A 12131-nucleotide genomic window follows, 5' to 3' on the forward strand; every position below is an offset into this window, starting at 1 on the left:
CCCAGCGGAACACTTCGTTCAAGCCGGGGTTGTTATCATCATCCTGTCGTGTGCAGCTTGTCTAATCAATCATCCAACTCGCATTTATCCAATGGGATGAGCTTGGTTTTCTTCGTCCATTTATAACCGAGATAAAAGGCCAAGAACACAGGAATACCGATATATGAAACCAACAGCCCATACCAGTCAATCGTTTGTCCCAACAACGCTTGGTAGTTTTGTCCCACAATCACGATCAAGCAGAGGGTAAAAGCAAACAACGGCCCAAACGGGAACCACTTGGCTCTGTAAGGCAAGTCGGCCAAGTCTCTTCCTTGACGAACATAGGCGCGGCGGAAACGGTAGTGGCTGATCGCAATTCCCAGCCATGCGATAAACCCGGTCATACCGGAAGCGTTCAGCAGCCAAATGTAGATCGTCCCTTCCCCAACCAACGAAGCGAGGAAAGCCAATCCCCCGATCAACGCCGTAGCCAACAAAGCATAAATCGGCACGCCATTTTTCGTCAGTTTAGTAAAAATCTTTGGCGCCTTCCCTTCTTTAGCCAACATCCACAACATCCTTGTGGAAGCGTACATCCCCGAGTTGCCAGCGGACAAGACAGATGTCAATATCACCGCATTCATCACGGAAGCGGCAAAGGCGAAACCAGCGCGTTCAAACACCAGTGTGAACGGACTTTTGGCGATAGCATCTACATCTCCACCGGCTAAGTTCGGATGCGTATACGGAAGAATCGTGCCAATCACCAAAATCGCCAAACCATAGAACAACAAGATCCGCCAAAACACTTGCCGAATCGCCCGCGGCACGTTTTTGCTTGGGTTCTCACTCTCTCCCGCGGCCACGCCGACCAGTTCTGTCCCTTGGAATGAAAAACCAGCAATCATAAATACGCTGATGATCCCCATCAACCCGCCGCTAAACGGTGCTTCTCCCACCGTCCAGTTCTTGGTGCCGACGGCTTGTCCACCCAGAATGCCGACAATCATTAACAAACCGACCACAATAAAAATGATCACTGTTGCCACTTTGATGAAGGAAAACCAATACTCCGATTCACCATATCCTTTGACCGATAACGCATTCAAGGCGAACATCAGCACCAGAAACAACGCGCTCCATAAAATGGCAGGCGAATCAGGAAACCAATATTTCATGATAATTGAGCCTGCCGACAATTCCACCGCAATGGTGATCGCCCAATTGTACCAATAATTCCAACCCAAAGCGAAACCGAAGGCCGGGTCAACAAAACGGCTGGCATATGTGCTGAAGGAGCCGGAGACTGGCATATAGGTGGCCAACTCCCCCAGGCTGGTCATCAAGAAGTACACCATCATACCAATGGCCATGTATGCGACCAACGCCCCTCCAGGGCCCGCTTGTTGAATCGCGGAGCCGCTGGCCAAAAAGACCCCTGTCCCGATGGAGCCGCCGATGGCAATCATCATCAGATGCCTGGCTTTTAAGTCGCGTTTCAAATCGCCACCCGATTTTCCTCTTCTCATGAAAAAACACCTCTCTACTGTTATAGTATGGCGAGGTGGTCAGGATAATAAAAATACCGCCCAATGACGATGCACCTGATTTGGACGGCATATTACCATACTCACACCAAATCCCCGCAAGATAGCGCAACACATTTGCTTGGCAGGCAAATGTGACAGTGCTGCCCCTATTCGAGCACAGCCCCAGCCTCACTGATCAGAGAACACAATGAAGCTTCGGCGGTCTTTCCTTTCATTGATTTTCGCCGACTTCTCTGTGTCTCCAATCAACTACTCATAAAAACCGCGACCTCTACCTCACCGAAGAGATCCGATGAGGGTTTACCTATTCGATTTCTGGTTCGTATGTAACGAGTATAAGCTAACCTTAGTCATTTTTCAATGTTAATATACAGGTAAAACATACTAAAACCATTTAATTAACTCAACCAGACGTCTCGCTTATTTGTTCCGCAAGTGAAAAAGCGGCATTGAAAGCTTACCAAGCTTGCATCCTGTTTTCTGAGGATACTATTAAAGGCATAGTCCCGGCACGTAAAAGCATACCATGTAGTAGTTCAATCAAGCGAAGCGGATGGGAGAAACGCCGATGGAAAGTTGGTTTCATTTCTTGCTGCTGGGTTTGGCCTTGTCCACCCCTGTCGGACCGGCCAATCTGGAGATGATCAAACTCGGCATGAATCGGGGATTTTATTTGTCATGGCTAGTGGGATTGGGTGACGTTTTTTCCAATCTGTTTTTCATGCTGATTCTGTTGTATGGGTTGTCAGATTGGCTTGCGCATGAATGGGTACGTGCCATCTTCTCCATCATCGGCGGCCTTTTCCTCATTCAATTGGGCCTGCGTTCCAACATGACGATCTCGTTGCTTTCCGTTTCCTTTCCCGATCCGGTTTCAGCGATGATGAAAGGATTTTGTCTTGGCTTGATCAATCCCAGCGACCTGTTGTCCTGGCTTGGCATCTACAGCAGCATCAGTCAACAATCCATTGACTTCATCTGGTCCGCTTTTGCTTGGCTTCTGCTCGGCTCCTGTCTGTGGAACTCCTTGCTCTCCTTTGCGGTTAGCCATTGCCGTCATTTTGTCAAACCCACCCTCCTACAAATCTTCATGAGGGGAGCGAGCCTGCTCTTAGCCGTCTATGGCGCCAGCTTCCTCATCCGGGGTGTAAGCCACTTCATTTTCAGCGGATAAGCCTCTACGATCCACTCGCTCAAGATGAACCCCTTTATCAACGCGATCAGTTCAAAGAATGATAGATTTCCTCTGTATACTTGGTGATCACTTCATCATAATTTGGATAAGGATATTCAAGTTTTTTTGACACGGCTTTGGCATATTTTCTAAACAGCTCGTGACAAGTGAATAGCGATTGCCACATGTTTTCGTAACTGTTCTCAGAATAGGTGGACAACAACTTTTGCCAATCTTGTTCGGGCAGATAGCGCTCAATAAATTTATAATTTTTCCCCAAACTGAAAGAAAAACCTTGCTCAGACCCAATATGCCAAGACATCATCCGCAACAAATTGGGTCTTCCATTCTCATTTAAGTGGTCGATAGCAAACAGGATTTCCTTTCTCGCCAAACCTTTCACAATATATGTGGAAACCCACCAATACTCATTGCAACAATCATCAAACTCCCTTGCGGTCGGCTTTTTAATCCAATATTGCCTGTCGCTGGCCACCACTTCCTGTTTGACCAGACCATCTTTATCAAGGAGGACTTGCACCAAGCCGTCGCTATCGGCAAAATACTCTTCCACTTCTTCCAACGGAATCAGCGTGAGATCTAGCTTATTGCCATCATCAAATAAGATGAGATACGAAAACCAATTGCCCAACTCCGGCGGGAAAAGCTCCATGTCTTCCGACTTTTGCATAAACAAACGATAACCAAATGCATCCAGCCACAAATCATTCTCTTTAAATGAGTCAAGATCGGTGACGAAATAGGAAATATCATAATCCTGAAATTTATCCGGCGGAATGTTCTTATTGGTGCGCGAGCCTTCCAGTGTGACCAAGCGGATGCGCTGGTCATGTACAGCAAAATCGATCAGCATCTGCATCATTTCTTGTTCGCTTCTCATGTCTCTCCCCCTTGCTCATCGTTATCATGATGCCAACATAACACAGCATGTTCGATCTCCATAAAAAAACACCCCTTCAGATAATCATATCTGAAGGGATGCATTGATTCATCATTTTCTATTATTCGACCGTCACACTTTTCGCCAGGTTACGTGGTTTATCCACATCGTAACCGCGCTCCACGCAAGCGTAGTAGGCGAACAATTGCAACGGAATCACCGTCAGCACTGGTGTCAAGAGGTCAATCGTTTTGGGGATGTGGATCACTTCATCCACCGTTTTCCGCAACTCGCTGTCCCCTTCTGTCGCGAGTCCCAGCACATGGGCTCCGCGTGCTTTCACCTCTTGAATGTTGCTTACCATTTTATCATACACCGCATGTTGCGTTGCGAGTGCCACCACCGGAATGCCTTCCTCAATCAACGCCAAGGTACCGTGCTTCAACTCACCTGCGGCATACGCTTCAGAATGAATGTAAGAAATCTCCTTCAGCTTGAGCGAGCCTTCCAGCGCTACGGCATAATCCAAGCCCCGGCCCAAGAAGAAAAGATGCTCGTTTTTCGCCATGCTGCGAGCAAACTGGGCAATCTGTTTTTCTTGCTTGAGCACATCTTCCGCCTGAGTGGAAAGAGCCATCAAGTGGTTGACGATCTCACTCAATTGCTCCGCTGTTTTCGGTCCCCGCACTTGAGCCAAATAGAGGCCCAACAGGTAGATGGCAATCAATTGCGATGTGTATGCTTTGGTTGAAGCGACCGCAATCTCCGGTCCTGCCCAAGTGATGATCACATCATCGGCTTCACGGGCCACGCTGGAACCGACCACATTGGTGATCGCGATGACGCGTGCGCCTTGTTTTTTGGCCTCACGCAACGCCGCCAGCGTATCAGCCGTCTCACCAGACTGGCTCACCACTACCACCAGGGTTTTATCCGTGATAATCGGGTTGCGGTAGCGGTACTCAGACGCTACATCACATTCAACCGGGATGCGAGCCAACTCTTCCAATACCGTCTTGCCAACCAATCCCGCATGGTAAGCCGTACCGCAAGCGACAAAGTGGATTTTCTCAATGCCTTTGATCTGCTCCTTCGTCAAGCTAATCTCTTGAGACAGGTCAACCACTCCGTCTTTTACCCGTCCACTCAACGTATCGCGAATCGCTTTGGGTTGCTCATGGATCTCTTTCATCATGAAGTGGTCATAGCCGCCTTTTTCCGCAGTGGCGATATCCCAGTTTACTTTCATCGTTTCCCGCTCAACCGGCGTGCCATCGACGCGCATCAACGTCACGCTATCCGGCTTCAAGATGGCCATTTCGCCATCTTCCAAGATGTACACATCACGGGTGTGTTTTAAGATCGCCGGAATATCCGAAGCGATGAAATTCTCCCCGTCGCCCACTCCCACAACCAGCGGGCTTGCATAGCGGACTGCAACCAGCTTATCTGGCTCATACTCGCTGATTACGCCAAGTGCGTAGGCCCCTTCCAAACGGGCAACTGCTTTTTGCACGGTGGAGACGAGATCACCATCCCACAGTTCGGCCAAAAGCTTTGCCACGACCTCGGTGTCCGTTTCAGAGGTGAAAACATGCCCTTTTGCCATCAGCTCTTCTTTCAGCTCGATGTAATTCTCGATAATCCCGTTGTGAACAATGGCAAACCGTCCCGCCATGTCCACATGAGGATGCGAGTTCTCATCAGATGGCTTTCCATGGGTTGCCCAACGAGTGTGTCCGATCCCCAGCACGCCTGGCAGGGATTCTACAGCCAACCGCTCTTCCAGATTGGCCAGTCGGCCTTTGGCTTTATTGACCTTGATCGTCTCGCCATTGTATACAGCCAACCCTGCAGAGTCATACCCACGGTACTCAAGCTTGCTGAGTCCTTCCAGCAAAATGGACTGAGCCTGCTTTTCACCAATGTAACCCACGATTCCGCACATATTAAATTGTACCCCCTAAAAGAATGGTTTGATGGTGTTGCATCAATTCTCTATTTATTGTTCCCTAAGTCCGTTCACGCATCATACCGAGAGTTTTGTACAATGAGTCACCCCATTGGTTTGTCCCTCAGTTCCGCGGCTCTGATGCGAAGCCGGGAGGTATCCGCCGAAAATTCGATATGCCTCCACCTCGTCAACTGCGGCGCTACGTCCATGCCACAGTCCTGGCGCTTGACAACATAAAATCAAAGGCCTTTGTTTCTATGTCCATGCATTGAACATAAAAACAAAGGGATGTATTCATGTTATTCCAAAAGAAACAAAATGTAAAGGGCGGCATTTCCGCCAAAATGCCGCCTAATAATGCATTTATCTTACGAACCCAGCTGATTCCTAACGACATCAGCTATTTTCTCCACATGATTTTTCACAATTTGTTCATCTGGGCCTTCCGCCATCACACGGATAAGCGGTTCGGTTCCCGATGCCCGCACCAATACGCGGCCATCGTTGCCCAGCTGCTTTTCCACTTCGCGAATGCTATTTTGAATCGCTTCGTTTTGCTCCCAACCTTCTTTGGAATGCACGCGCACATTAACCAACACTTGCGGATATTGCTTCATGACACGGGCCAAATCGCTGAGGGTTTGGGCTTTATCCTTCACCACGCGCAACAATTGGACTGCTGTCAACATCCCGTCACCCGTGGTGTTGTGATTCAAGAAAATGATGTGGCCGGATTGTTCTCCACCCAGGTTGTATCCGCCCTCTCGCATCTTCTCCATCACGTATCGGTCTCCCACTTTTGTGCGCTCGGTCTTAATACCTAACTCATCCATGGCTTTGAAAAAGCCGATATTGCTCATGACGGTGGTAACAACGGTATTTCCGTTCAACTCGCCTTTTTCTTTCATATACCCGGCGCAGATGGACATGATCATGTCCCCATCGATCAGGTTGCCTTTTTCATCCACAGCAATGAGGCGGTCAGCATCACCGTCAAACGCCAAGCCAAGATGTGCTTGTTTGTTCAACACCTCTTGGCGCAACCGTTCCGGATGGGTCGAACCGCAGTCCACATTGATGTTGGTCCCGTCCGGATGGACACTCATCGCCGTCACATCCGCTCCCAAATCACGCAAAAGATGCGGCGCCAATTCATAAGCCGCACCATTCGCACAGTCCACCACAATGTGCATACCACACAAATCAGTGTCGATGGTCGACTTCAAGTGCTCCAAATACGCCTTCACCGCATCGCGGTCATCCGTAATACGCCCGATTTGGTCGCCTGCTGGACGCGGTAACTCATCCTCTTTTGCGTCCAACAATTGCTCGATTTCGGCTTCGACTTCATCCAGCAATTTATAACCATCCGCACCAAAAAATTTGATGCCGTTATCTTCAAACGGATTATGGGAAGCGGAAATCATCACACCAGCATCCGCCTCCAAATGACGCGTAAGAAACGCCACGCCCGGGGTGCTCACCACTCCCAAACGGACGACATCGCAACCCATCGACAGCATGCCAGCCATCAGGGAAGCTTCCAGCATTTCGCCCGACAGGCGAGTGTCACGACCGATGACGATCTTGGGACGCTGTTTTCCTTTTGTCAACACATAGGCACCACAACGTCCCAGGCGGAAAGCCAATTCCGGAGTCAACTGTTGATTGGCTACTCCCCTAACCCCATCGGTTCCAAAATATTTACCCATGTTTTCTCCTCCTCGTTAACAAACCAAACCCTTATTCAGCAATTTTGATTTTTGCTTTTGGTTCTGGTTGCCCAACCACCTCGACATATGAAGGCAATATGAATTGGATCGGCACTTCATGAGTCCCTACAGGTAAATTGGATACATCGACCAGCGTTTTTATGTCTGTATGATTCAATTTTGCCAGTTGTGCAGGCGATCCGGAAAGGGTGACATTCAGTTTACCACCCGCCGGTGAGATGATTTCCGCTGTGGCCCCTTCCCTGAGACCAGTCAGCTCTATGGGAATCTCTTTAAATATTTTAGTCTCAGCACGAACCATTTTAACATAGATTTCTACCTGTTTGGGTTCCACTTTTATGGCGCCATCCTGAACAGGAATGGGAGCCAAAATCGTCTGATCCCGTTTCACTTTGCTCAAATCCAGCTTAGGCCCGCTATAAACTTGCAAGTCTTCCAGGTAATCTTCCGGGCCGTATACAGTCACTTTGTTCACATTGGTGGTAATTTCTTCCACTGCGTAACCGGGCGGCGGTCCCTTTTCTACTCCCACTTGCAGCGGTACTTCCTTGTTGGGTATATTGATCGGCACTTGCACATGAACCGCTTCGGGATTTACATCCACCTGTCGCAGAACGCCTGATTCGCCGTAAGCCTGAACCCGTAACTGTTTGTCAAACGATTGTTCTTGTTTGTTTAAATGAATCATGACCTTCACCGATGTGACTCGTTCGAGAGTAGACTCCGATCCGCGAACCAATACCTTGGAAGGGTTGATAATCGGTTGGCTCACTTTGAACCCATCTGGCACATCACCGACAAACTCCGCCCGCACCATCATCTCTTTTTGCACTTTTTCTTCTAGATGAACCTCTACTTCTTTCGGCTCCACCTGTTTGGTAATCCCCTTGGGCAACCCCTCCACCCGCACCGGCAACGAATGTGTTCCTGCTCCCACATTTCTCGCATCGACAAACACTTGGTATGTACTAGGGAAGCGCTCCAGCTGAGCATCATTACCATACAGAGTCAGCATCACTTTTTGCGGCTGCTCCACCAATTCATAGCGGTTTTTGTCATATTTCACGGCAACTGAAATGTCCCGAATCTGCGTGCGATCTCCATCCGTAGGAGCAGTGAAGGTCGCATCGGTAACAGAACCCCACAGCATGACCGCCAAGGCTACTGAAACCACGCGCAACAACATATCATTTTGCACCCAGTTATTCATGCCGCTTTGCCTCCTTCTCCCTGCGCAGCCAAAAGACCGGACTTTTTTCAGGTGGTTTCAGCTCTTCATATAAACGGGACACTAACTGTTCTTCACTGATATCCCTTTCCAATTGCCCCATTAACGCCAATGAAATTTGCCCCGTTTCCTCAGAGACAATCACCATCACCGCATCAGAAATTTCGCTCAAGCCGATCCCTGCGCGGTGGCGGGTGCCAAGCTCTTTACTGATGAAAGGATTTTCAGATAATGGAAAATAACATCCCGCAGCCATGAGCCGATCATGACGAATCACCACCGCTCCATCATGCAAGGGTGTGTTGGGAAAAAAGATATTTTTCAGCAGTTCCGAACTCAATTTTGCCTCGATCACCGTGCCGGTTTCAATATAATCACTTAAGCCGGTCTGCCGTTCAATGGCGATGAGCCCGCCAATTTTCCGCTTGGACAAAAAAGAAACAGCACGGGAGACTTCTCCCACCACCATCGCCGCCATCTGATCTTCTATCTGGCTGGTGCGGCCGAAAATGCCACCCCGGCCCAACTGCTCCAAAGCACGGCGCAACTCCGGCTGAAAGATGATCATCACTGCGATCACCCCAACAGAAAACAGGTTCTCAATCAGCCATTGCAACGTGGCCAAATGGAACAGGTTGCTCATCAACCAGATTAATAAAAGGACACTAATCCCTTTTAATAGTTGAACCGCTCTGGTTCCCCTAAGCAACATCAAAAGGTGGTAAATGATATAACTGACAATTAATATATCTACAATATCATTGAGATAACTCGTTACACCCTCTATCTGCATTCCAACCCTCCATCACGTCCATCTCTTGTGTATTATGCTACATCGAGTGCTGTTTTTACCCTCTTTCATTATGGGGGAAAAGACCGAAAAAAGAAATGTCTATAAAAATGGTGCCCATTTCCATAATCAATTGTTTCTTCCACCAAGCTCTCATGTAAAAGCCTTAGCATTCACTCTGTCTAGGGTGTGTCTGGCAAATCAAGTTGGTGGGGAAGAAGCGGCGGAAAACCTTTTCTCGAGGAGCGCCGATGCACAAGTGAAGCGAATGAGAAAATGGTTTTGGAGCCGCTGGCCTATTCATCAGACACGCCCTAGAGACAACATGAATAAGGCGCACATGCATGATCCCAAAGGCACTCAGTATTATACGAACATTCGGAATAAAAGAACTTTTTAAGCGCATAAAAATCCATTGAGCAAAAGCCACAAAAAAACACAACCTGCCATGAGGTTGCGTTTTGACTGTAACATCAAATAACCACTTATAGCACTTTTTGACCGAAAACAGAACCCATCAGCGCCACCGCTACTTTCGCCGTCTGGTTTTCGCGATCCAGAATCGGGTTCACTTCAACAAACTCCGCAGAAGTGAGAATCCCCGCTTCCGCCAACATCTCCATCGCCAAATGGCTCTCACGGTATGTGATACCTCCCGGTACCGGGGTGCCCACACCAGGTGCATCTTTCGGATCCAAGCCATCTAAGTCTAAGCTGAGATGGACGCCATCCGTATCATGGGAGACGATACCAATCGCTTCATCCATCACCCGCGCCATGCCTAACCGATCGATTTCATGCATCGTAAACACTTTGATTCCCAACTGAGCGATCAATTCCTTCTCGCCAGGGTCCAGCTCCCGCGCACCGATGATCACGGTGTTCTCCGGCCGCACTTTGGGCGCATATCCACTGATGTTCACCAAATCGGGATCACCAATTCCCAAGCTAATCGCCAAGGACATGCCATGGATATTTCCTGAGGGAGACGTTTTCCCGGTATTCAAATCGCCATGGGCGTCAAACCAAATCAAACCCATGTTGTTGTAATGTTTAGCCACCCCTGCAATGGTTCCGATCGCCATGCTGTGGTCACCGCCAAACACCAATGGAAAACGCTTTCTTTCTACGACACTAGAAACCGTCTCCGATAACTTTTCACATACGTCCTTAATTTCAGTCAAATATTTTAATTTGGGGTTACCGATTTGAATCGACTCAGGGCTGGGAACAGAAATATCCCCGATATCTTCCACTTCATAACCCAATCCCTCCAACAAGGATTGCGCGGAAGCATAGCGGATGGCGCTCGGACCCATGTCCACACCGCGGCGTCCCTGTCCTAAGTCCATTGGCATCCCAATAATTGAAATCGGCTTTTTTTCCATTGCTATATCCCCTTTTCTATACAGACTAGGTGATACCATTGTATCACAGAGAATAGTTTACTAACAAAAATATTTTAGTTATAACAAACAATATTGTAATAATTATTCATTTTATAGTATATTCAATCAGGAATTTTCACCCTATTTATGACCTTGTATGAAAAGGTGCAGTCCTTAGTTTCTCAAAAATGTTTTAATCTTACATAAAACTTTTAATGCCTGATCCGAGTTACTTTGCATGGCATATCAAACCACCATTTTCCAATTTAAGTACGACACCTAATCGTAACACAGCTCTGGCGAACCATGGAAATGGCAACATAGATATAAAAAATTAACCAAGGGGATATTATGCCTCAGTCTACAGACATCATGGCCAATGTACAGTAAATCCCCATGGTAAACCGATGAACATACAAGCTGCCAGCTAACGCCACAACACAGTCAGACCTAGGGATAGGACAAACCACATCCTGCTACCTTCAAACGCCTCATTTGCCATCTTGCTGCCACCATTCACCACTTGATTCACACTCATATTATGCCCCACCGTGTATGCAAAAATAGAAGCTTGCAAAGAAAATCAAGCCGTCCTTTACAATTAGGAAAGTGGCTTTGGCAAAGATCCGTAAAAATAAAAAAACCTCCAGTTATCTGGAGGTTTTGCTTAATAAATTTGGAGCGGAAGACGGGATTCGAACCCGCGACCCTCGCCTTGGCAAGGCGATGCTCTACCCCTGAGCCACTTCCGCATATAAAGAGTGAGCCATGAAGGACTCGAACCTTCGACACCCTGATTAAAAGTCAGGTGCTCTACCAACTGAGCTAATGGCTCAAATAACTGGCGGAGCTGACGGGATTCGAACCCGCGATCTCCTGCGTGACAGGCAGGCATGTTAGGCCTCTACACCACAGCTCCGCAAAGAAAAACAATCTTGGTGGACGCTGACGGGATCGAACCGCCGACCCTCTGCTTGTAAGGCAGATGCTCTCCCAGCTGAGCTAAGCGTCCACATTTGGTGACCCGTAGGGGATTCGAACCCCTGCATGCTAGCGTGAAAGGCTAGTGTGTTAAACCGCTTCACCAACGGGCCATTTCTGGAGCTTCCTACCAGGCTCGAACTGGTGACCTCTTCCTTACCATGGAAGCGCTCTGCCGACTGAGCTAAGGAAGCATGTTGGCTCCTCAGGTAGGACTCGAACCTACAACCTACCGGTTAACAGCCGGTTGCTCTGCCATTGAGCTACTGAGGAACATTTGGAGCGGGTGAAGGGAATCGAACCCTCGCATTCGGCTTGGAAGGCCGATGTTCTACCACTGAACTACACCCGCATCTTGGAGCGGAAGACGGGATTCGAACCCGCGACCCTCGCCTTGGCAAGGCGATGCTCTACCCCTGAGCCACTTCCGCATGTAAGAGTGAGCCATGA

8 protein-coding genes, 9 tRNA genes and 1 riboswitch are annotated in these 12131 nt (G+C 48.5%); of the genes, 1 reads left to right on the forward strand and 16 read right to left on the reverse strand.

Going from position 1 to position 12131, the window contains the following annotated elements; genetic code table 11:
* Positions 1-65: 65 nt before the first annotated feature.
* Positions 66-1511 (reverse strand): amino acid permease, encoded by a 1446-nt coding sequence (locus tag CLV36_RS15885; RefSeq protein WP_106343311.1) that lies wholly within the window; start codon positions 1509-1511, stop codon positions 66-68.
* 114 nt (positions 1512-1625) lie between these two features.
* Positions 1626-1814: riboswitch (Lysine riboswitch) on the reverse strand.
* A 286-nt stretch (positions 1815-2100) separates the two neighbouring features.
* Here CLV36_RS15885 and CLV36_RS15890 point away from each other — a divergent pair.
* A complete protein-coding gene (locus tag CLV36_RS15890; RefSeq protein ID WP_181353111.1) occupies positions 2101-2706 on the forward strand; it encodes a LysE family translocator in 606 nt (201 codons plus the stop codon).
* A gap of 46 nt (positions 2707-2752) precedes the next feature.
* Here CLV36_RS15890 and ant(6) read toward each other — a convergent pair whose 3' ends face one another.
* The 15 genes from ant(6) to CLV36_RS15965 form a co-directional block, all read right to left on the reverse strand.
* Positions 2753-3607 carry an aminoglycoside 6-adenylyltransferase gene (gene ant(6) / locus CLV36_RS15895; protein ID WP_106343312.1) on the reverse strand — a complete coding sequence of 285 codons (855 nt, stop codon included), beginning with the start codon at positions 3605-3607 and terminating at the stop codon, positions 2753-2755.
* 121 nt (positions 3608-3728) lie between these two features.
* Positions 3729-5555 carry a glutamine--fructose-6-phosphate transaminase (isomerizing) gene (gene glmS / locus CLV36_RS15900; protein ID WP_102991356.1) on the reverse strand — a complete coding sequence of 609 codons (1827 nt, stop codon included), beginning with the start codon at positions 5553-5555 and terminating at the stop codon, positions 3729-3731.
* Between the two features lie 374 nt (positions 5556-5929).
* Complete coding sequence (glmM, locus tag CLV36_RS15905; RefSeq protein ID WP_102991355.1) at positions 5930-7273, reverse strand: phosphoglucosamine mutase; 1344 nt, start codon at positions 7271-7273, stop codon at positions 5930-5932.
* 31 nt (positions 7274-7304) lie between these two features.
* On the reverse strand, positions 7305-8504 hold the full coding sequence (locus CLV36_RS15910) for a CdaR family protein (RefSeq protein WP_106343313.1): 1200 nt from the start codon (positions 8502-8504) through the stop codon (positions 7305-7307).
* Positions 8497-9315 carry a diadenylate cyclase CdaA gene (gene cdaA / locus CLV36_RS15915; protein ID WP_106343314.1) on the reverse strand — a complete coding sequence of 273 codons (819 nt, stop codon included), beginning with the start codon at positions 9313-9315 and terminating at the stop codon, positions 8497-8499. The genes CLV36_RS15910 and cdaA overlap by 8 nt, the downstream gene beginning before the upstream one ends.
* 482 nt (positions 9316-9797) lie before the next feature.
* Positions 9798-10700 carry an arginase gene (rocF, locus tag CLV36_RS15920; protein ID WP_106343315.1) on the reverse strand — a complete coding sequence of 301 codons (903 nt, stop codon included), beginning with the start codon at positions 10698-10700 and terminating at the stop codon, positions 9798-9800.
* Positions 10701-11377: 677 nt separating this feature from the next.
* A tRNA-Gly gene (locus tag CLV36_RS15925) sits at positions 11378-11452 on the reverse strand.
* A 10-nt stretch (positions 11453-11462) separates the two neighbouring features.
* A tRNA-Lys gene (locus CLV36_RS15930) sits at positions 11463-11535 on the reverse strand.
* A 7-nt stretch (positions 11536-11542) separates the two neighbouring features.
* Positions 11543-11619: transfer RNA gene (locus tag CLV36_RS15935), tRNA-Asp, on the reverse strand.
* Positions 11620-11636: 17 nt separating this feature from the next.
* A tRNA-Val gene (locus CLV36_RS15940) sits at positions 11637-11712 on the reverse strand.
* A 5-nt stretch (positions 11713-11717) separates the two neighbouring features.
* Positions 11718-11794 (reverse strand) — tRNA-Glu (locus tag CLV36_RS15945).
* A gap of 5 nt (positions 11795-11799) precedes the next feature.
* Positions 11800-11875: transfer RNA gene (locus CLV36_RS15950), tRNA-Thr, on the reverse strand.
* Positions 11876-11879: 4 nt separating this feature from the next.
* Positions 11880-11954: transfer RNA gene (locus CLV36_RS15955), tRNA-Asn, on the reverse strand.
* Between the two features lie 5 nt (positions 11955-11959).
* Positions 11960-12033: transfer RNA gene (locus tag CLV36_RS15960), tRNA-Gly, on the reverse strand.
* Between the two features lie 4 nt (positions 12034-12037).
* Positions 12038-12112 (reverse strand) — tRNA-Gly (locus tag CLV36_RS15965).
* Positions 12113-12131: the final 19 nt, after the last annotated feature.

Source organism: Laceyella sediminis (assembly GCF_003003125.1).
GTDB classification, from domain to species: domain Bacteria; phylum Bacillota; class Bacilli; order Thermoactinomycetales; family Thermoactinomycetaceae; genus Laceyella; species Laceyella tengchongensis.